The sequence below is a fragment of the Streptomyces sp. NPDC052016 genome (genome assembly GCF_044548445.1).
Classification (GTDB): domain Bacteria; phylum Actinomycetota; class Actinomycetes; order Streptomycetales; family Streptomycetaceae; genus Streptomyces.
In genome coordinates this window covers 237,750-257,513 of sequence record NZ_JBIUBX010000009.1, presented here as the reverse complement: position 1 = coordinate 257,513, position 19,764 = coordinate 237,750, and the positions used below count along the sequence as shown (strand labels likewise).

Below are 19,764 nucleotides of genomic sequence, written 5' to 3'. Positions count from 1 at the left end.
GACCGCCGCCATCTGGCACAACGACCAGACCGGACAACCGACCCCCCGCTCACTGACCGCCTACGATCACTGACCCCTTGGAATAGATCATCTAGCCCCCCGCGCACACGGGCCCCAAGAGGCCCCCGCCCCCACGGCGGCAGGGGGCCCGTCTTTTACGTGCATCCGCCCTATACCGGCATGTTGTGTCCATCGTCACAACTGCCCTGATCTTCTTTGAAATTCCGCGGATCGCATGCCTACGGTCACCACTGCTCGACACACCGTGAACGGCGGAGGGGAGTCGCCCCGGCAGGCGACTCCCCAAGTGCCTCACCCCCCAGTGCCTGCAAGCGACCAAAGGAGAGACCCTTCGATGACAACACGGAACCGGAGCGGCCTGGTAATCGAGTGGCGGACACCGACCGTCCGAGAGGTCACAGTCGCCGTCGGCCTCGCGACCGCTCTCCACGCTCACCCCGGCATCCCCGAACTCGCCGCCGTCGGTACCGGCTTCATCGCCCTCGGCTGCCTCCGAGTCCGGCGGGTGACCCAGCCTCCGGACGCAGGCGCCGACTGAGCGCACGAGGAGCGGGGTGTCACAACCCCGCTCCTCATCCGGCCCGGTCCGGGTGCCCTGGTGCCCTAGTCCTTCACGGGCGCGGGCACCGCGTCCCTCGACCGGGGTACGGTGGCCGCCGCGCCCGACGAGTCCCCGTCCGAGTTGATCCGTTCGATGATCGCGAGCCGCTCCGGAGTGTCCTCGGGCTTCAGGAAACCGACCAGGACGTACAGCACCAGCGACACCGCCAGCGGCACGGACACCTGGTACTGCAACGGCACCCCGCCCTCGACGTTCCAGTTGATCGGGTAGTTGACCAGCCAGAAGGCGAGCAGGCCCATCGACCAGCTGACCAGCGCGGCCGTCGGCCCGGACCGGCGGAACGGCCGCAGCAGACCGAGCATCATCGGGATGGCCATCGGACCCATCAGCCCGGCCACCCACTTGATCACCACGGTGATGATGTCCTTGAACGCGGGCGAGTTGACCTGGGTGGCCGCCGCCATGGACAGCCCGAGGAAGACGACGGTCGCGATCCGGGCCACGCGCAGCCCCTGCCCCTCGCTCCAGACCCGCGCCCTGCGCCACACCACCGGCGCGCAGTCCCGGGTGAAGACGGCGGCGATGGCGTTCGCGTCCGACGAGCACATGGCCATCGTGTGGGAGAAGAACCCGACGATGACGAGCCCCAGCAGACCGTGCGGCAACAGCTGTTCGGTCATCAGCGCGTACGAGTCCGACCCGTCCGGCTTCTGCGACTCGACCAGCAGCGGCGACATCCACATGGGGAAGAACAGCACCAGCGGCCACACCAGCCACAGCACCGCCGACAGCCGCGCCGACCGCTCGGCCTCCTTGGCGTTGGGCGTGGCCATGTACCGCTGGGCCTGGTTGAGCATGCCGCCGTTGTACTCGAAGAGCTTGATGAACAGGAACGCCAGCAGGAACACCACGCCGTAGTCGCCGACCAGCGGCTTCCCGTGCCCTTGGAGCGCCGGTTCGTCCCACGCGCTGACCGGCCCGAGGCCCTTGTCCCCGAGCTCCATCAGCACGGCGACGAACATCGCGACGCCCGCCAGGAGTTGGATGACGAACTGCCCCAACTCCGTCAGCGCATCGGCCCACAGACCGCCGATCGTGCAGTAGACCGCGGTGATCGTGCCGGTGATGAGGATGCCCTGGTTCAGGGAGATGCCGGTGAACACGGACAACAGCGTGGCGATGGCCGCCCACTTGGCACCCACGTCCACGATCTTCAGCAGCATTCCGGACCAGGCCAGCGCCTGCTGCGTCTTCAGGTCGTACCGGTTCTTCAGGTACTCCAGCGGGGAAGCGACATGGAGACGTGACCGGAGCCGGTTGATGCGGGGCGCGAACAGCTTGGACCCAATGGCGATGCCGAGGGCGATGGGGAAGGACCAGGTGATGAAGGACGTGACGCCATACGTGTAGGCGATGCCGGCGTACCCGGTGAACATCACCGCGCTGTAGCCCGACATGTGGTGCGAGATGCCGGACAGCCACCAGGGCATCTTGCCGCCGGCGGTGAAGAAGTCGCTGACGTTGTCGACCCGTTTGTGGGACCAGACGCCGATGGCGACCATCACGCCGAAGTAGCCGATGAGCACGGCCCAGTCGAGACCGTTCATGTGCCCCCTTCCAGGGTTCGCCGCCAGGGTCAGGCATGTGAACTCTGAGTTCGGTGGCATGCCCACGGCAAGGAAGCGTAAGGTCAAGAGCACGTAAAAAAGTTCTCCGAGCTGACTTGAGTTCACCTATCTGAACAACCCACGCGCGCGGAAGTTGGCCGGAATCAGCCACTCAACCAGCGGAGTGGGCCGGGGCGCTGGGGCGCGGGCCCAGGCGCGCAAGCGCACCCGCACCCCACCCGGCACCCCCTACCGCATCAACTCCCCCGCATTCACCAGCAACGACTGCCCCGTGATCGCCCGAGCACGATCCGATGCCAGAAACACCACCGCATCCGCCACATCCCCGTCCGTGGCCAGCTCCGGCAACGCCATCCGCTCCGCCAGCCGCCCCAGCACCACCTCCTCCGCCACCCCCTCCGCAGCCGCCGTGAACCGCACGTACCCCTGCACCGGCGGCCCCCACATCCACCCCGGCAGCACGCTGTTCACCCGGATCCGGTCCGGCCCTAGCTCCCGCGCCAGCGAGTACATCGCGCTGGTCAACGCCCCCTTGGACGCCGCGTACGCGGCCTGCCGCACCTGCGAGGGCGCTGCCACCGCCGACTGCGTCCCGATGAACACGACCGCCCCGCCCCGCGCGCGCAGCCCGCCCAGACAGGCCCGCGTCATCCGCAGCGACCCCAGCAGATTCACGTCGATCACCGACTGCCAGGTCGCGAAGTCCGCGTCCTCCAGCCCGCCGAAACAGGAGTCCCACGCGGCGACATGCACGACCGCGTCGATCCCCCCGAACCGCTCCCGCGCCAGCTCAGCCAGCGCCGCGCACTGCTCCTCGTCGGTGATGTCGGTGGCCCGGTACGCCGTGTGCGTCCCGTCCGGATCGATCTCGGCCGCGCTCCTGGCGAGGCGAGACACGGTCCGCGCCCCCAGCACCGCGTTCCCGCCGTCCCGGACGACCGCCGAGGCGACCTGGTGACCGAGCCCGGCGCCGACTCCCGAGACGACGACGGTCTTGCCGTTGAGCAGGGACATCCCGGCCTCCCGGAGTATGGCGCGTGACCTGACGACCCGTCAGAGTATGGGCGGAGGCACAAGGACGGAAGCCGACCGCACGGAAAGGCGAAGCCCATGCCCGAGGACACCCGAAGCGAGACGTACGCCGAACTGGCCGCCGTAGGCCCCTACGGGGTCCACCCGGGTCACGCCCTGATCACCATGGTCGAACCGCACCCCGGCCACGAGTACGCCTACAACCGCTGGTACGAGGACGACCACTACTACGCCGGAGCGATGGCCATGCCGTGGATGTACGCGGGCCGCCGCTGGGTCGCCACCCGCGACCTCCAGCTTCTCCGCACCCCCGAGAAGTCGGCGATCGCCCAGCCCGTCACCGCCGGCTGCTACCTCTCCACGTACTGGATCACCGCGGGCCGCTACGACGACCACATGCGGTGGACGGTCACGATCAACAAGCGCCTCAACCGGGACGCCCGCGTCCACCGCGACCGCACCCACGTCTTCACGGCGTTCCAGGACCACGAGACGACGGTCTACCGGGACGGCGCGGCGGGCCCCCGCGACTTCCACGCCCTGGACCACCCCTATGCCGGCCTGGTCCTCCAGGTGATCGACACCGACACCGCCGCCGGGCGTCCCGAACTGCTGGAGTGGCTGCGCACGCGCCACCTGCCGGGGCGCCTGGCCGCCTCCCCGGCCGCCCTGGTGACCGTCTTCCGCCCGACCCCCCTCCCCGGCGACCGGATGACGTACGTCAAGCAGGTGGAGGGCGTCGACACCCGCCTGACCCTGCTGTGGTTCCTGGAGGCCGACCCGAGGGAGTGCTGGGAGGCCCACTTCGCGGACCTGGGCGAGGCGGTGGGGGACTCGGGCCTGGGCCGGACGGAGCTGGTGGCCCCGTTCATCCCGACGGTGCCGGGAACGGACCGCTACGTCGACCGGCTCCGCTGACCCGACGCCCTGCCGCGGCCCCCGACGCCCCCGCCGCCCTAGCCGATCACTTCAACTCGTCCGGACACGGAGTCCCGCGCGGCAGCTGATAGGGCGCCGCCAGCCGGTACGTCCCCGCCTCCGGCGCGACCAGCATGGTCCACTTGTCGCCCTCCGCGTCCTCCTCCGTCTCGAAGAGGCACCCGTGGACGTTCTCGTACGTCTTCGGCTCGCCCTCGGCCCGCTCCTTCGAGGCCTCCGTCTCCTGCGGCGGCTTCAGGCTCCTGCCCTCCGCGTCGACGATGCTCAGCCACGGCGAGTACGGGATCCGGATGAGGATCCGCCCGGCCTTGCGCACGTCGACCGTCATCTCGCCCTGCGCCGCCCGCTGCACGACCGCGTTCGGCTCGGCGAGCGGCGCCGGGTCGGTGACCCGGAAAAGCTGCCAGTTGGCGTCGCCCCAGATCTGCTTCAGGTACGGCAGCCCCCGCTGCACCAGCTCCCGCTCCCGCTGCCCGCCGTCCCCGTCGGGGACGCCCTTGGGCACGACCACGAAGTGCACGGCCCACCGCTGGAGCCACTGGTGGTAGTTCGCGGAGTTGAGGGTGTCGTCGTAGAAGAGCGGATTGCGCTCCATGTCGGCCTGCCGGTTCCAGCCGCGGGCCAGGTTGACGTACGGCGCGAGCGCGGAGGCCTCGCGGTGCGAGCGGGCCGGGACGACCTCCACCCGGCCCTTCTCCGCGCCGACCTCCTGCAACTCGTTGACCAGCGGCGCCAGCTCGCGCGCCCAGGACGCCGTCGGCGTCGTACGCACCACGTCGTCCACCGACTTGAAGCCGATCCAGCCGACGAAGAGGGTCGAGGACAGGACGATCACGTACCACTTGCGGCTGCGCGGCACCGCGAACGGCAGTGCCGCCATCAGCACCACCCCGGCGTACAGCATGGACAGCCGGGTGATGTTGGACCCGATCTGCGAGCTGATGATCCACACCAGCAGCACCGCGAGCCCGTACACCGCCGACGTGATCCGCACGGTCTTCCAGTCGCGCGGGACGACGGCGAAGACGAGCACCGAGAACAGCAGCGGCAGGGACGCCGAGCCGAAGGACATCGGCTGGGTGCCCGAGAAGGGGAACAGCCAGGCGGAGACCGCGACGACGGCGCTCGGGGCCAGTCCCAGCGCCCACGCGCCCGGCCGCCGCCGTTGCAGGAACAGGGCCACGGCCACCAGACCCACGAACAGGCCCGCGACCGGCGACCCCATGGTGGCGAGCGCGGCGAGCGGCGCCGCGCACAGCGCCTTCGCCCACCGCTTGTAGCGCCAGCGGTACGGCCAGCAGAACACGACGGCGACCGCGGCCAGCGCGAACATGTTGCCGAGCCCGAAGGTCACCCGCCCCGAGGCCGCGTTGCACAGCAGGGCGAAGACCCCCGCCAGCGCCGGCCACACCGGGTCCCGCACCGGCCTGCAGCGCAGCAGGACCAGCGTCAGCAGCCCCGCCGAGAGCGTCCCGGCGATCATCATGGTCGTACGGACGCCGAGCAGGGACATCAGGTACGGCGACACCACGCTGTACGAGACCGGGTGCATACCGCCGTACCAGGCCAGGTTGTACGCGGAGTCCGGGTGCCGGCCGACGAACTCCGCCCACGCGTCCTGCGCCGCCAGGTCCCCGCCGCTGTTCGCGAACGCGAAGAACCAGATGAGGTGCAGGACGCCGGACAGGGCCGTCATGGAGAGCACGAGACGCCGCCGCAGCCACCCGCCCATCCGGCCGGTGAAAGCTCTCACGCGCGGCTCCCATGACTCCTGGGACTCGGGAGACTCCTGGGACTCGCCGGTCTCCCGGGCCTCGCCGGACTCATGGGAGTCCGGGGGCTCGGGAGAGTCTTGGGGCTCGGAGGACGCCGGAAGCCGCTCGCCGACGGCCTCGCGCCCGTCCGTGCCGGCGTCCCGGTCGTGGTCGGCCACCCCGTCGCGGTCATGGTCGCCCGACTGGGGTGCGGGCAGCCGTACCCGCGGGCCGGTGTCCGGGCCCGTACCGGCGTCGTCGGCGCGTGTCGGCTCCGCAGTGGCCACCTGAAGGCACTCCCCGTGTCCCGTCTTCTGCTCTCGGCCGCGTCCCGTTCGCGCCCGCTTCACGGCCGCGTCGTCGCGGCCGCCGACCTGTCCCGTTTCGTGACGCTAGCACGCACCCCGCCGGGCGGCTGCCCTGGCGGGGTGCGGGAACGGTGCGGGAGAGGGCGTACGCGGCGCGGGCTCAGCCGATGCGTGTCAGCTTGTCCGAGAAGCCCGGCTCGACCAGGTCCGCCTGCAGCGCGACCGGCACCTTGACGGCGCTGCCGGAGCCGTCGCCGACGGTCAGCGTGCCCACCTGGGTGCCCGCCTCGGCCGTGTGCGGTACCTCGTCGGCGGCGAACTTCAGCGTCACCGTCAGCCCGGCCCAGCCGACCGCCGTGACGTCCTTGGTGACGACGACCGGGGTGCGGCCGCCGAGCTGGTCGTCCACGTATCCGACGACGTCGCCCTTCTTCAGGATCTTCGCCGAGGTCAGCGCGTCCTCGGCGGCCTCCAGTGCCGTCCTGCTGACGGTGTTGACCGTCTTGAGGATGCTCGGCTTGTGCTGGCCGAGGACCGCGCCGACGACGGTGACCGTCTCGCCGCCGACCTCCTTGCGGGACGCGAAGAGGAGGTTGCCGCCGGCCGCGGTGGTGGAGCCGGTCTTGATGCCGATCGCGCCCATGACGTAGGGGAGCTCGTTGTAGTTCGAGTAGTAGCGCCCGGAGGGGTCCGTCCAGCTGGCCGCGCTGGTGATCGCGACGAGAGCCGGGATCTTCACGACCGCGTTGCCCAGCTTCACCTGGTCCTCGGCCGTGGAGACGGTGGTCTCCTTCAGCCCGGAGGGGTCGGTGTACGTCGTGTTCGTCATCCCGAGTTCCTTGGCGGCCGCGTTCATCTTCTCGATGAACGCCGCCTCGGTGCCCGCGTCCCAGCGGGCCAGCAGTCGGGCGATGTTGTTGGCGGACGGGATCATGACCGCCGAGAGCGCCTGCTTCAGCGTGAGCTTGTCCCCGGCCTTGACGCTGTCGAGGGTGGACTCGCCGGCCTGGTTGTAGCCGCCCTCCTTCTCGGCGGTGGCGTCCACGGTGATGCTCGGGCCGTCCTCGCCCGTCTTGAGAGGGTGGTCCTTGAGGACGACGTACGCGGTCATCGTCTTGGCCACCGAGCCGATGGCGACGGGCGTCTGCTTGCCGAAGCTGCCCATCGTGCCGACGCCGCTGACGTCCATCCAGCCCTGACCCTCGCCCGGCCACGGCAGCGAGAGCTTGCCGCCCTCGAAGGTGTACGAGTCCTTAGCGGTGAGCGTCAGCGAGGTCGCCGGAAGTGGCCGCACGGCCTGAACGATCGCAAACACGACCGCCAGCAGGATCACCAGTGGCGTCCAGATCTTGACCCGGCGGGCCAGGGTGCGCAGCGGGGTCGGCGGAGGCGGCGGGGTGTTCGTCAGCTCGGCGAGCAGATCCAGCGGCGGCTTCGGCGGCAGCGGCTGCTGCGTGGTCCGTTCGGGGCCGATCAGCGGGACGACGGCGGTGGCGTCGGCCGGCTCGGCGGGCTTCACCGGCCCGGCGGGCTTCGCGGATCCGGCGGGCTTCGCGGGCCCCGACGGCTGCGGCCTGCGGGTGGACGGGTCGTCAAGGGGCTTGAGCGCGACGAACTTACTGGTCCGCTCGGCCTCGGCCTCGGCAGCGGACCCGGCATCCGGCTTCCCGGCGGCCTTCTCGCCCTTCTTGTCCGTCTCACCCTTCCTGTCCGTCTCCGGGGCGGCCGCCTTGGCGGCGCCGCCCAGCTTCAGCATGGTCGTCGGCTGGTCGACGGCGGGCTTGGCGGGCCGTACGGCCTTGAAGACGGCCGTGGGCTGGTCGACGGGGGAGTCGGAGGCGTCGCGCTCGGCATCCTCGCCGGCCTCGGGCCCGCCGTCCTCGGCGCCGCTCGCGTCGTCGTCCTGTCCGGCCTTGTCGTCCTGCCCGGCCTTGCCGTCCTGCCCGGCCTTGCCGTCCTGCCCGGCCTTGTCGTCCTGCCCGGCCTTGCCGGACTTCGGCTCGGCGTCCTCGCCGGAGTCCACCGCCCACTTCGGCGCGGATTTGGACACCGACTCGGCCACGGACTTGGCTTCTGACGCCTTCTCGGCCTTCTCGGCCTTCTGCCCGGCTTCTTCCCCGGCCCTGGTCCCGGTCCTGGTCCCGGTCCCGGCCTCGACCGCGTCCTCCGCAGCCGCTTCGCCGGGCTCCTCGGACTCGTCGGCCTCCTCGGACTTCCCGGGCGTCCGGGACTTGCCGGCACCTGCCTCCGAGGCCCCGCCGGCTTCGGCGCCCTGTCCTGCGCGCACGGCCTTGTCGGCCTTGTCGGCCTGCTCGTTCGGCTCGGGCTCTTCGGAAGTCCCGGCGGCCTTCTCATCCGCCTTCTCGTCCGCCGAGGCCACCCACTGGGCCGCGGCCGCGCGCAGTCGCTGGTCCCCGCCCTCGCGGGCGTCGGCGTCCCCCTGGGGGCTCTCCGCGCCTGCCGGGGCGTCGGAGTCCTCGGTGGCCTCGGAGGCGTCCTGGGCGGCCTCCTCGCGCTCCTCGTCCCCGGCGGCGTCCTCGGGTCGGTCCTCGGTCTTCAAGTCCCGCACGGAGAACACCCGGGTCGCCGTGTCCACCCCGCCCCGGGACGAGGACGAAGCCGCATTCGTCGACTCCTTCTCCCGCGCCATCGTGACCCTCGGATCCCGTGCCTCGGGAACCGTGCCCGCGCTCCCCGACGTCGGTTCTGCCGACGACTCGCGCTGCTTCGACCTGTCGGGGGACTCGCCCGCCACCGATGCCTCCTCCATGTGCCGCACGCTCACCGCGCGCTTGTCGAACCATGAACCGCCCGCCCGGGACGCCGCCTCACGGCGCTGTCCGAACCATCTACCAGTGTCCTGCGCAGAGGGCTTGGCTCCTGCGGTAGACGAGAACGACATACTTGCTGGTTCCACTACGAACCGGTCACGCACCCTCGACAGATGAATGTGAGAGGGGTCACCCTGTCATTCATCCACGCGGGGAGGCATGGATGGGCAGGAGCCGCAGAACACTTCCGGAGGAGCTTCTGCTGCTGGCACTGGACCCGACCACGGGTACCACTGCGCAGCCGCAGTCGCTCGACCTTGGTCTGGCCGGAGCACAGCTAGTGGAGCTGGCGCTGGCCGGACGGATAGCCCCAGACGGGGATCGTATCGCCGTGGTGTCCCCACGGCCGACTGGAGATCCGACACTGGACTGCGCGTTGGAGTTGCTGCGAAGGCGTGGCGCTCCGGTTCGGGCCGTCCACTGGATCGGCGGGCCCCGTCTCGGGCTCCGTCAGACCTACCTCTCGCATCTGGAGCGGTGCGGCATGGTGCACGCCGTGGCGGGCCAGATGTGCGGAGTGCTGCCGACGACTCGCTACCAGGCGACGGACACGGCGATCAGCCGGGAGATCAGGGCCCGGCTGGACTCGGCGATCCGCACCGGCGTACCGCCGGACCCGCGGACCGCGGCGCTCGCCGCGCTCGCACACGCGGTCGGCCTCGGCAAGCACCTGTACCCGGGGAACGAGGGACGCTCGTCCCGCTCCCGGCTGCGGGACCTGATCAGGCACGACCCGATGGGCGGCCTCGTGGCGCACGCCGTGATGGACGTTCAGAACGGCGCGGCGGCCCAGCCGCGGCGCAACCCTGCCCAGGCCGGCCGCCCGGCCGGACCGGGAGTCAGGTCCGCTCCGGAACCCGCCCGTGGCGTTCCGGCGCAACCGCGCCGAGGCTCCATGGCGCGCGTCGTGGCCCACTGAGCCGCAGAAGGTCCCACGACGCACCCGTACGACCCGTATGACCCGTACGACCCGTACACGACCCGTACGACCCGTAGGGCCCGGACAGGCGCGCGACCCGTGAGGTCACGGTCCCGCAGGTCCCTACGCCCCGTAAGACCCGCAAGACCCGTTCGGGAGCCGCGCGGCCCGCGCGGGGCGGTCAGCCGTACGTCCTGAGGGACACGCGGCTCCACCGCCCCGCGCGGACGCATGTGAGGGGGCTGTGGGAGAAACGCCTAACTGGCGTGTACCGGCCGCATATCCACCGTTTTCCAGCGGTAGAAAGCACCTTGGTGGCAGTCTGCTCAACAGCAGATACGCAAAGTGTTAGTTACAGGCACGCAGCCGGAGGTGCACGTCCCGTGGCGTCCAATGTCAATCCCACCGTCCGGCGGCGCCGGCTGGGCCAGGAGTTGCGCAAACTCCGCGAGGACAAGGGCATGACGGCCGAACAGGTCGCCGACCGCCTGCTCGTGTCCCAGTCGAAGATCAGCCGCCTGGAGAACGGCCGCCGCAGCATCAGCCAGCGCGACGTGCGCGATCTGTGCGGTGTCTACGAGGTCGAGGACCAGCGGATCGTCGAGTCGCTGATGCAGATGGCCAAGGACTCCCGCCAGCAGGGCTGGTGGCATGCCTTCGGGGACGTCCCCTACAGCGTCTACATCGGCCTGGAGACGGACGCGGCGAGCCTGCGCGTGTACGACCCGCAGGTCGTCCCGGGCCTGCTGCAGACCCGCCAGTACGCCGAGACGCTGATCTCGGGGGCGTTGCCGGAGACGGCGTCCACCGAGATCGAGAAGCGCGTGCAGGTGCGGATGCGTCGGCAGGAACGAATCAGCGCCGAGGAGAACCCGCTGCGCCTGTGGACGGTGATGGACGAGGCCGCCCTGCGCCGGGTCGTCGGCAACCGCTCCCTGATGCGCGACCAGTTGGAGCACCTCGTCGAGCAGTCCCAGCTGCCCCACGTCACCGTGCAGGTGATCCCGTTCGACATGGGCGCGCACCCGGGCCTCAACGGCCAGTACGCGATCCTCGAGTTCCCCGACGCGTCCGACTCCAGCGTCGTCTACATCGAGGGCGTCACCAGCGACCTCTACCTGGAGAAGCCCAACGACGTCCAGAAGTACAGCGTGATGTACGAGCACCTGCGGGCGCAGGCCCTGAACGTGGAGCAGTCCCGCCAGTTCATCGCCGACATCGCCAAGGAGTACGCCCGTTAGGGCCTTTTGGGGCTTTCTGTCCCTCCTGGCCGGGAAGGCGCCGCACGGTACACCGTCACCCCGCCGGGATGGAAGACCCACTTGGAATATGCCATCCAGTCGAGTGAATAGTCGCTTCGTAAGCCGATGGTGGCGAGTAGCGTCGATCACGCCAACGGGCACCACCGTTGGCGCAAACCGTGCCGTGGGTCCGCAGTCGTGCCCCGCGTACGGCGACAGCAACTCACCTCACTGGCAATCCGGAGCAAAAATGGCAATTCGTCAGGGCGTCACGCACACCTGGACCAAGTCCTCCTACTCGACCGGCAACGGCGCGTGCGTGGAGGTCAAGTCGCCGGTCCTCGCGGCCATGGCCGTACGGGACTCCAAGGTCCAGGACGGGCCCGTGCTGGACTTCCCCGCCGACGCGTGGAACCTCTTCGTCGCCTCGGTCAAAAAGTAGGGCGAGGATCTCCCGATCCTCGCCCCGTGCCACGGCTGACACCGTCACCGGCACCACCGAAGAGCCCTCTCGACGAGCTCGCCGTCCTTGCCGAGGGGGCTCGGCTGTTTCCCGGTTACCGCGCCGAGGCGCGCACCGGGAACGCCACGTCGCACACCGGGTCCTGCGGACCCGCCGCCTCCCAGTCGGCGAAGTAGATCTCCCGGCACGGGCCGTCGTACTCCAGGCCCTCCCGCCTCATCCACGCCTCCACCGCCTCGAACGCGGCCAGGATCTGGGGATGTGCGACCTGTGCCTTGGCGATCCGCGTGCGGGCCAGCCGCCTGGCGGGCTCCAACCGGACCGAGACGTCCCGTCCCCGCCCCTGGGCGGCCACCCACGCCCGCGCCGCCGCCTCGTCGGCGACGGGCACGCACGACTCGGCGGGCCCGTCGCTCTCCAAGGAGACCTCGGAGTGGTACACGACGAACGGTGCCCCGGTGCTGCCGCCGCAGGCCGAGGCGCCCTCCTCCAGCCGGCCCAGCGACGCGCCGATCCAGGCGGGCAGCTCGTCCACCAGCGTGTGCCGCTTCTCGGTGATCACCACCTGCGCGGGTACGTCCACCGTCTCGACCTCGAACGTGCCGTACATCTCGGAGCTCCTCCCCGACAGTCGTCCACGGAGGTACCCGGCGAGCGCCCGCTGGGCGGCGAACCGGGCCTCTACGTCCGCCCAGTAGGCGGCGAGCCGGTCGGCGGCCTCGGCGCCGTCCGCCGCGCCGACCACCTCGGCGACCCGGGCGAGCGGCATGTCAAGTCCGCGCAGCATGGCGACGAGACGCGCCCGCTCCACCTGGCCGGCGCGGTAGTACCGGTAACCGCTGGCCTCGTCGACGTGCGCCGGGGCCAGCAGCCCCAGCCGGTCGTACAGCCGCAGCGCCTTGGCCGACAGGCGGGCCCGCGCGGCGAACGCGCCGATGGTGAGCAGCCCGTCGTCCCGTACGTCCACCGATCCGTCCTCCGTCACCGGGCGGCCTTCCCGCCCGGTGAGGAGGACGCTCGGCCCTGCCCCAGGGGCAAGGTCAAGCGGCGCCGGACGACGTCGGGCCGCCTCTGCCAGGGGTCAGCGCAGCTGGCCCTCGATGGCGGCGACGACCTCCGCCGACTCCGGCTCGGTCTGCGGCGAGAACCGGGCGACGACGCCGCCGTCCCGTCCGACGAGGAACTTCTCGAAGTTCCAGCGGATGTCGCCGGTGTGGCCCTCGGCGTCCGCGAACCCGACGAGCCGTTCGTACAGCGCGTGCCGGTTCTCGCCGTTCACCTCGACCTTCTCCGTCAGCGGGAAGGTCACCCCGTACGTGGCCGAGCAGAACTCGGCGATCTCCTCGGCGGAGCCCGGCTCCTGGCCGAGGAACTGGTTGCAGGGCACACCGAGCACGGTGAACCCCTGGGAGGCGTACCGCTCCTGGAGCCGCTCCAGGCCCGTGTACTGCGGGGTCAGGCCGCACTTCGAGGCCACGTTCACGATCAGGACGGCCTGGCCCGCGTACTGCGAGAGCTCCGCGGAGCCGCCCTTGAGGGCGCCGATCTCGACAGCGAGGGGGGAGGTACCGGCATCAGTAGTCATGCCGGCGATGCTAGCCCGGCACGCTGACCCCGCCGGTGCCGGCCACTCGCGGCGGCCGTCGCTCTCGTGCGGTCATGCCGCCCGAGGCGGCACGGCGGGCGCGGCGGCACCCGCGATCGCCGGGGCGTGCCTTCCACCCCACGCTCGGGCCGGCCTGCACGACTCAGGCACCGGGCCGTGCGGCCCATCCCACGCTCGGACCGGCCCGCATGATTCGAGCGCCGGGCCGGGCGACCCGGCCCCATGCGGGCGGCCTGCACGACTCAGGCGCCGGGCCGTGCGGCCCATCCCACGCTCGGACCGGCCCGCATGATTCGAGCGCCGGGCCGCGCGACCTGCCCCACGCTCGGGCCGGCCCGCGCGACTCACCCGGCCGCGCCCTCACTCGCCTCCACCACCGCATCCCCCGCCCCCGTCCGCGAGTACAGCACCGACCGGCCCGCCCGCCGCCGCTCCACCAGACCCGCGTCCAGCAGCACCCGCAGATGCCGCCCCACCGAACCGAGCCCCTGCCCGGTCAGGGCGACCAACTGGGTCGTGCTCAGCGGCCCCGCGCCGAGCAGTGCCAGGACCGCCGCCCGGGCGGGCCCGAGCAGCGAGCCCAGGGCGGCAGGGACGGCGCGTGCGCGGTGGTCCTCGGACAGGGCTCCCGCGCAGGGATAGACGACGGCGTACCGCTCCCGCCCCTCCCACGACACCCACCCCGTCCGCGGGGTCACCGGCACGAACAGCAACTCCGCCCCGGAGATCTCGCGCGGCGGATACTCGTGCAGGTTGACCTGGAACCGGCTCTCCCCCAGCCACCGCGTCCCCGGCCGCAACGAGTCCAGCACCGCCGCCCACCCGCCCCGGCTCACCCGCGCGGTCCGCGCGACCACGTCCGCCTCCAGCACCCTGCGCCGACGCTCCCAGTACGGCCGTACGGCGGCCTCCCACACGTACTCCAGGAGCCCGGCCGCCCGCTCGGCCAGATCGTCGCGCTCCAGCGCGGCCGGCAACGCCCCCGCGAGGGAGAGCCGCAGATGCGCACGGACCTCCGCGGGACGGACCGCGCGCACCCGTGCCACGGCCTCCCCGAAGCCCTCCCCGCCCCGTGGCGTGGGCGTGAGGAAGTCCGCGATCCAGTCCCGTCCGAGCCCGGCCCGCACGAGCGACGCGGTCACCGGGTCGGCGGCCAGCCGCTCCCGGTACCCCGGCAGATGCGCCCGCAGCCACGCCCCCTCCCCGGGATGCGCGGCCACCCCCGCGTGCAGCAGCTTCAGACTCGCGAAGGTCTCCGCGTACTCCGAGACCACGAACCGGCTCCCCGCCAGGGTGTCGGCGTTCACCTGCCACCAGCCCACACCGGCCACCCCCTCATGACGTTTCGCGCTACCGCGAAACATTAACGACCGCCTCCGGACCCGCCCGAGACTCCGCGCATGACCGGCTACCGACAGCTCTTCCGCACCCCCGAGTTCCCTCCCCTCCTCCTCTCGACCGCCGCCCACACCGCCGCCCAGACGGCCGCGGGCCTCGCCCTCGGCACGCTGGTCTACCGGGCGACGGGCTCACCGCTCCTCTCGGCGGTCAGCATGTTCGGCCCGTCCCTCGCCCAGGTCCTGGGCGCGACCCTCTTCCTGTCGGGTGCCGACCGCCTCCCGCCGAGGACGGCCCTCGCCGGGCTCTCCCTCGCCTTCGCCGCCGCCACGGCCCTCCTGGCCGTCCCCGGCCTCCCGGTCGCCGCGGTCTTCGCCGTCGTCCTCGTCCAGGGCCTGGTCGCGGCACTCGGCGGCGGGGTCCGCTGGGGCCTGCTGCACGAGGTCCTCGCCAAGGACGGCTACCTGGCCGGCCGTTCGCTGTTCAACATGATGAGCGGCCTCACGCAGATCATCGGCTACGCCGCCGGCGGCGCCCTGGTCACCGCCCTCTCCCCGCACCTGGTCCTCTCCCTCGCCGCCCTCCTGCACGCGTTCGCCGGCGTCACCGCCCGCCTGGGCCTGACCGCCCGTCCGCCCCGCGCCACCGGCCGCCCCTCGGTCACCGCGACCTGGCGCGCCAACGCCCTCCTGTGGTCCTCCCGACCCCGCCGCCTGGTCTACCTGGGCCTCTGGTTGCCCAACGGCCTGGTCGTCGGCTGCGAGGCCCTCTTCGTGCCGTACGACCCCGCCGCCGCGGGCACCCTGTTCGCGTGCGCGGCGCTGGGCATGCTGGTCGGCGACCTCACCGTCGGCCGCCTGCTTCCGCCCGCCGTACGCGGGCGCCTGGCCACCCCGCTCCTGCTGCTCCTGGCGACCCCGTACGCCTTCTTCGTCCTGCGCCCGGCCCTGCCGCTCGCCGCCCTCTGCGCCGCCGTGGCCTCCGTGGGCTTCGGCGCGAGCCTGGTCCAGCAGGAGCGCCTGATGTCCCTCACCCCGCCCGAACTCAGCGGGCAGGCCCTCGGGTTGCACTCCGCCGGCATGCTCACCCTGCAGGGCGTGAGCGCGGCACTGGCGGGCACGGTCGCCCAACTCACCTCGCCCGCCACGGCGATGACCGTGATCGCGCTCGCGTCGATCACGGTGACGCTGACCCTGGCGGCGGCCGGTCGGCGCCGCACCGGCGACACGACCGCCGACCTCGCCCCTACGGGCTGACCTCCGGATCCGTGTGCACCTCGGGCACCTTGTCGTGGAGGGCGACGCGGTCGCCGGCCTCGCCCCTACGGGCTGACGTCGGGGTCCGTGAACACCTCGGGCACCTTGTTGTCGAGGACGACGCGGGCGAGCAGCGCGGCCAGCCGGTCGCGCTCGGACCCGCTGAGTGCCGACGGCAGGGCCTCGACCCGGCGGCAGGTCTCGTCGTAGAACGCGTGGGCCAGCCGGGCCCCCTCTTCGGTGAGCCCGACGCGCACGGCCCGCCCGTCCCGCGGATCGGACTCGCGCCGCACCAGTCCGCGCTGCACGGTGCGGTCCACCAGCCCGGTGAGACTCGACTTGGCGAGCCCCAGCATCTCCCCGAGCTCGCTCATGCCGTACGGCTGCGGCATGAGGACGCACAGCAACTGCCCCTGCTGAGGAGTGATGCCGTATGCCCGGCTCGACTCGGCGTACACGGCGTTCACGAGGAACGCCGACCGCACCAGCGCGGTCACGACCCCCATCTGCTCACCTGCGGCTTTCCCCATGCGGGAAGCGTAGCCGGGCGTGCGGGCCGGACATCAGGCGCTGTCGCCGCCGACCGGCCGCCGGTCGACCACCGGTCGGCTGCCGTCGGCCATCGGCCTTGGTGGTGTCGGTGCGGCGCCTGGGGCGGGCATCGACGGAGCCGCCCGGCGGCCCGCACATCCGCCCGGCGCGCACCGGCCGGGGCCGGGCCGGGCGTGCCGGGCGCCGGCCCACCATCCGTCGGCAGGCATCCGCCGGGGCCGTACCGGCCGTGCCGGGTGGGTCGGTCGCCCTCGGTCCGGCTGCGGAGATGCCGGTGCGGGTGCCGGAGAAGGACGGCCTGCCACCGGGACTTGGAGCGCGGTGCCGGCTGCCTGGCGGGGGCATCTGGACGTCGGTGCTCGTGGGCGACTTGCGACGGCGCGGGGGCCCGGCCCGCCCACTGTCCGCGCCGTCGTCGCACCGGCCCTTGGCGGCCTGTGCGCCGGCCGCGCGGTGCGGCGCACTACCGGCCGGGGTTGTGGCGCGCGGCGCAGGCCGCCGCAGCAGGCGGCGGACGCCCACGCGCCGGGCCGCTGAAGGCCGGGACGTGCCGCGGCCAGCCTGCGGCGCCCGGGACGACGCGGCGCCCGGGACGACGGGGCGCCCGCGACGATGCGGCGCCCGCGACGATGCGGCGGCCGGGACGGGCGCGCGGAACAGTGATCGCCGTCCCCGCAGGCCGGCCGTACCGCAGGCCCGCCGTACCGCCGTACCGCAGGCCCGCAGTCCCGCCGAACCGCAGGCCCGCCGAACCGCCGAACCGCCGTACCGCCGTACCGCAGGCCCGCAGTCCCGCCGAACCGCAGGCCCGCAGTCCCGCCGAACCGCCGAACCGCCGAACCGCCGGCCCCCCGTGCGACGAGTGGCCGTTCGTGGCGGCGGTGCGGAGCGAATCGCGCAGGGACGGTGCCGCAGGCGGCGGGGCGCGGGCAGGCGTGCACGATCCGGGCGGGCGCAGGGCCGGTCGGCCGGATCGAAGCACGTGCGACGTGGTCGCTGGTGGAATGCCCGAGCCGCTCCTACCGTCGATCGTGGGGCGGCTGCGCCCGGCGCCGGGGAACGGACGCCCCGGTGACGCACTCGGAAGGTGAAGCGCGGTGCTGTCGACGATGCTCAGCGACCTGGAGGAACTCGTGTCGTGCGAGTCCTTCTCGGCCGATCACGACGCCGTGGCGCGCAGCGCCGAGGTGGTCGGCGCCCTCGGTGCGAGGCGGCTGGCGGCCGAGCCGGAGACGCTCGTGATCGACGGGGTGACCCATCTGCGGTGGACCTTCGGCACCCCGCGCGTGCTGCTGGTCGGCCACCACGACACGGTGTGGCCGCTCGGCTCGCTGCGGTCCCGTCCCTGGTCGGTGACCGCCGGGATCGCCCGCGGCCCCGGCGTCCTGGACATGAAGGCGGGCCTGGTGCAGATGTTCCACGCCCTGGCCTCCCTGCCCTCCCCGGACGGCGTGTGCGTCCTGGTCACCGGGGACGAGGAGGTCGGCTCCCCGAGCTCCCGGCACCTGATCGAGGAGGCCGCGCGCCGGTGCGCGGCCGCCTTCGTGCTGGAGGCCGCCGCCGACGAGCGGGGCGCGCTGAAGACCGCCCGCAAGGGCACCTCACGGTACGAGGTCGTGGTGCACGGCCGGGCCGCCCACGCCGGCCTGGAACCGCACAAGGGGATCAACGCCGCCGTCGAGGCCGCCCACCAGGTGCTGGCCGTCGCCCGCATCGAGGCCGCCACGGGCGCCGCCCATCCCGTCCTCGGTGCCGCGACGGTCACGCCGACCCTGCTCTCGGCGGGCAGCGCCCGGAACACGGTGCCCGCGCTGGCGCGGCTGTCGGTGGACGTGCGCGTGCCGACCACGGCCGCCCAGCACCGGGTCGACGCCCTCGTACGGCAGCTCACCCCGCGGACGCCCGGAGCCCGGCTGGAGGTCCGGGGCGGTGCGGGGCGGCCGCCCATGGAACCGGAGTCCTCCGCCACCCTCTTCGCCCTCGCCTCCCGCGTCTCCGTCGACCTGGGACAGGGACCGCTGAGGCAGGCCGCCGTAGGAGGCGCCTCGGACGGCAACTACACGGCGGCCGCGGGCTGCCCGACCCTGGACGGCCTGGGCGCGGTGGGCGCGGGCGCCCACGCGGACAGCGAGTACGTCGATGTCGGCCAGTTGATCCCCCGCACGCGGCTGCTCGCCGAGTTGATCACCAGAACGGTGCGATGAGACACCCGACGCGCTGATGAGCGGTACGCAGGCAAGGGGTCACCGGCCCCGCCCCGGACCCGCGACCAGGGACGAAGGCAACGAAGGCAACCGCGAGCGGCCGTGCCCCCGTCCTACAGGACACCATGCTCACCTCAAGCCCCGTCGGCCCCGTGCCGCCCCCCGTGCGCCAGTTGCTCGACTTCGCCTGGACGCAGACCCGGGCCTGTGCCTTCGCCATAGCCCTGCTGGCGGGGGTCGCGGCCTCGGCCCTGCTGCCCCGTCTGCCGGTGGCCCGCTACGACCTCCTCGTCGCCTACGGCGTGCTCCTCACCCTGCTGTTCTGGAGGCGGGGCTGGGAGAACGGGCGGGACCTCGCCGTCATCGGCGTCTGCCACGTCATCGGCCTGGCCTTCGAGCTGGTGAAGGTCTCCCTCGGCTCGTGGAGCTACCCGGAACCGGCCGTGCTGAAGTTCGCGGGCGTCCCGCTGTACGGAGGTTTCCTCTACGCGGCCGTCGGCAGCTACGTCTGCCGGGCCTGGCACCTCTTCGACCTCGAACTGGTCCGCTACCGGCCGCGGGCGACAGCGCTCGTGGCCGCGGCCGTCTACGTCAACTTCTTCAGCCACCACTGGCTGCCCGACGTCCGCGGCCCGCTGGCCGTACTGCTCCTGGCGGCCACCGCGGGCACATGGGTGCGCTACACGGTCCGGGGCGTACGCCGGCGGATGCCCCTGGCCCTGGCGTTCGTCCTGATCGGCTTCTTCCTGTGGCTGGCGGAGAACCTCGCCACCTACCTCGGCGCCTGGCGCTACCCCTACCAACTCGACGGCTGGCAGCCGGTCGGCGTGGACAAGTTCGGCGCCTGGTCCCTGCTGATCAGCATCACCTTCGTCCTGGCGGCGACGGGCCGCACGCGTCGTGCGGGGCGGAGCGGGCGGCGGGGGCGCGGCGCTCGCCCGATGGACCGGACAGGGTGCGTGGAGTGACGGGCGGGACGTACGGATTGCAGGGCCTCCGGGCCGGGGAGACGCTGGTGATGTCAGCACCGCGGTGTCCGGCTGCGGACGCCCGGCTCTGGTCCCCCAACCCAACATCGGCAGCCCAGGCCCGACGCGAACGAGGGCCTTT

The 19,764-nt window shown here is 72.4% G+C and carries 16 protein-coding genes; 8 read left to right on the top strand and 8 right to left on the bottom strand.

What is annotated here, in order from left to right; genetic code table 11:
• Nucleotides 1–355 precede the first annotated feature (355 nt).
• Nucleotides 356–559, top strand: a complete 204-nt coding sequence (locus ACIHAR_RS14180) for a hypothetical protein (RefSeq protein WP_400019402.1) — start codon at nt 356–358, stop codon at nt 557–559.
• A 65-nt stretch (nt 560–624) separates the two neighbouring features.
• On the opposite strand, the gene ACIHAR_RS14175 is transcribed toward ACIHAR_RS14180, so the two are convergent.
• A complete protein-coding gene (locus ACIHAR_RS14175; RefSeq protein WP_365471857.1) occupies nt 625–2,190 on the bottom strand; it encodes a sodium:solute symporter family protein in 1,566 nt (521 codons plus the stop codon).
• A gap of 249 nt (nt 2,191–2,439) precedes the next feature.
• Nucleotides 2,440–3,225, bottom strand: a complete 786-nt coding sequence (locus tag ACIHAR_RS14170) for an SDR family oxidoreductase (RefSeq protein WP_400019400.1) — start codon at nt 3,223–3,225, stop codon at nt 2,440–2,442.
• A gap of 96 nt (nt 3,226–3,321) precedes the next feature.
• Between ACIHAR_RS14170 and ACIHAR_RS14165 the strand changes: the two genes are divergently transcribed.
• Nucleotides 3,322–4,161: a hypothetical protein gene (locus ACIHAR_RS14165; RefSeq protein WP_400019398.1), complete on the top strand. Its 840-nt coding sequence runs from the start codon at nt 3,322–3,324 to the stop codon at nt 4,159–4,161.
• Nucleotides 4,162–4,207: 46 nt separating this feature from the next.
• On the opposite strand, the gene ACIHAR_RS14160 is transcribed toward ACIHAR_RS14165, so the two are convergent.
• Together ACIHAR_RS14160 and ACIHAR_RS14155 are read right to left on the bottom strand one after the other, a co-directional pair.
• Nucleotides 4,208–6,223 (bottom strand): MFS transporter, encoded by a 2,016-nt coding sequence (locus ACIHAR_RS14160; RefSeq protein ID WP_400019396.1) that lies wholly within the window; start codon nt 6,221–6,223, stop codon nt 4,208–4,210.
• Nucleotides 6,224–6,404: 181 nt separating this feature from the next.
• On the bottom strand, nt 6,405–9,014 hold the full coding sequence (locus ACIHAR_RS14155) for a D-alanyl-D-alanine carboxypeptidase (protein ID WP_400019394.1): 2,610 nt from the start codon (nt 9,012–9,014) through the stop codon (nt 6,405–6,407).
• Between the two features lie 224 nt (nt 9,015–9,238).
• Between ACIHAR_RS14155 and ACIHAR_RS14150 the strand changes: the two genes are divergently transcribed.
• The 3 genes from ACIHAR_RS14150 to ACIHAR_RS14140 all read left to right on the top strand — a co-directional run bounded on the left by ACIHAR_RS14150 (nt 9,239) and on the right by ACIHAR_RS14140 (nt 11,677).
• On the top strand, nt 9,239–9,994 hold the full coding sequence (locus tag ACIHAR_RS14150; protein WP_365471842.1) for a GPP34 family phosphoprotein: 756 nt from the start codon (nt 9,239–9,241) through the stop codon (nt 9,992–9,994).
• Between the two features lie 383 nt (nt 9,995–10,377).
• Nucleotides 10,378–11,235, top strand: coding sequence for a helix-turn-helix transcriptional regulator (locus ACIHAR_RS14145; protein ID WP_365471839.1), 858 nt, complete (start codon nt 10,378–10,380; stop codon nt 11,233–11,235).
• Nucleotides 11,236–11,485: 250 nt separating this feature from the next.
• Nucleotides 11,486–11,677 (top strand): DUF397 domain-containing protein, encoded by a 192-nt coding sequence (locus tag ACIHAR_RS14140; RefSeq protein WP_400019391.1) that lies wholly within the window; start codon nt 11,486–11,488, stop codon nt 11,675–11,677.
• A 115-nt stretch (nt 11,678–11,792) separates the two neighbouring features.
• On the opposite strand, the gene ACIHAR_RS14135 is transcribed toward ACIHAR_RS14140, so the two are convergent.
• From ACIHAR_RS14135 to ACIHAR_RS14125, 3 genes are all read right to left on the bottom strand, one after another.
• Nucleotides 11,793–12,683, bottom strand: a complete 891-nt coding sequence (locus ACIHAR_RS14135; RefSeq protein WP_365471833.1) for a MerR family transcriptional regulator — start codon at nt 12,681–12,683, stop codon at nt 11,793–11,795.
• Nucleotides 12,684–12,779: 96 nt separating this feature from the next.
• The gene (locus tag ACIHAR_RS14130; RefSeq protein ID WP_400019389.1) at nt 12,780–13,283 is read right to left on the bottom strand and encodes a glutathione peroxidase; all 504 of its coding nucleotides are present in this window, start codon (nt 13,281–13,283) and stop codon (nt 12,780–12,782) included.
• A 365-nt stretch (nt 13,284–13,648) separates the two neighbouring features.
• Entirely contained in the window at nt 13,649–14,626 is a 978-nt protein-coding gene (locus ACIHAR_RS14125) for an ArsR/SmtB family transcription factor (protein ID WP_400019387.1), read from the bottom strand.
• Nucleotides 14,627–14,704: 78 nt separating this feature from the next.
• Between ACIHAR_RS14125 and ACIHAR_RS14120 the strand changes: the two genes are divergently transcribed.
• Nucleotides 14,705–15,898 (top strand): MFS transporter, encoded by a 1,194-nt coding sequence (locus tag ACIHAR_RS14120; protein WP_400019385.1) that lies wholly within the window; start codon nt 14,705–14,707, stop codon nt 15,896–15,898.
• A gap of 65 nt (nt 15,899–15,963) precedes the next feature.
• Here the strand turns inward: ACIHAR_RS14120 and ACIHAR_RS14115 are convergent, their stop codons facing one another.
• Nucleotides 15,964–16,404 (bottom strand): MarR family transcriptional regulator, encoded by a 441-nt coding sequence (locus tag ACIHAR_RS14115; protein WP_365471866.1) that lies wholly within the window; start codon nt 16,402–16,404, stop codon nt 15,964–15,966.
• Nucleotides 16,405–17,559: 1,155 nt separating this feature from the next.
• Between ACIHAR_RS14115 and ACIHAR_RS14110 the strand changes: the two genes are divergently transcribed.
• Both ACIHAR_RS14110 and ACIHAR_RS14105 read left to right on the top strand, forming a co-directional pair.
• Nucleotides 17,560–18,654, top strand: a complete 1,095-nt coding sequence (locus ACIHAR_RS14110; protein WP_365471863.1) for a M20/M25/M40 family metallo-hydrolase — start codon at nt 17,560–17,562, stop codon at nt 18,652–18,654.
• Nucleotides 18,655–18,779: 125 nt separating this feature from the next.
• A complete protein-coding gene (locus ACIHAR_RS14105) occupies nt 18,780–19,622 on the top strand; it encodes a DUF817 domain-containing protein (protein WP_400019383.1) in 843 nt (280 codons plus the stop codon).
• Nucleotides 19,623–19,764 lie beyond the last annotated feature (142 nt).

Coding starts and splice junctions, on each gene's coding strand:
- ACIHAR_RS14180 (WP_400019402.1), top strand. CDS start 356: ATGACAACACGGAACCGGAGCGGCCTGGTAATCGAGTGGCGGACACCG.
- ACIHAR_RS14150 (WP_365471842.1), top strand. CDS start 9,239: ATGGGCAGGAGCCGCAGAACACTTCCGGAGGAGCTTCTGCTGCTGGCA.
- ACIHAR_RS14175 (WP_365471857.1), bottom strand. CDS start 2,190: ATGAACGGTCTCGACTGGGCCGTGCTCATCGGCTACTTCGGCGTGATG.
- ACIHAR_RS14105 (WP_400019383.1), top strand. CDS start 18,780: ATGCTCACCTCAAGCCCCGTCGGCCCCGTGCCGCCCCCCGTGCGCCAG.
- ACIHAR_RS14120 (WP_400019385.1), top strand. CDS start 14,705: ATGACCGGCTACCGACAGCTCTTCCGCACCCCCGAGTTCCCTCCCCTC.
- ACIHAR_RS14130 (WP_400019389.1), bottom strand. CDS start 13,283: ATGACTACTGATGCCGGTACCTCCCCCCTCGCTGTCGAGATCGGCGCC.
- ACIHAR_RS14110 (WP_365471863.1), top strand. CDS start 17,560: ATGCTCAGCGACCTGGAGGAACTCGTGTCGTGCGAGTCCTTCTCGGCC.
- ACIHAR_RS14155 (WP_400019394.1), bottom strand. CDS start 9,014: ATGGAGGAGGCATCGGTGGCGGGCGAGTCCCCCGACAGGTCGAAGCAG.
- ACIHAR_RS14170 (WP_400019400.1), bottom strand. CDS start 3,225: ATGTCCCTGCTCAACGGCAAGACCGTCGTCGTCTCGGGAGTCGGCGCC.
- ACIHAR_RS14165 (WP_400019398.1), top strand. CDS start 3,322: ATGCCCGAGGACACCCGAAGCGAGACGTACGCCGAACTGGCCGCCGTA.
- ACIHAR_RS14115 (WP_365471866.1), bottom strand. CDS start 16,404: ATGGGGGTCGTGACCGCGCTGGTGCGGTCGGCGTTCCTCGTGAACGCC.
- ACIHAR_RS14140 (WP_400019391.1), top strand. CDS start 11,486: ATGGCAATTCGTCAGGGCGTCACGCACACCTGGACCAAGTCCTCCTAC.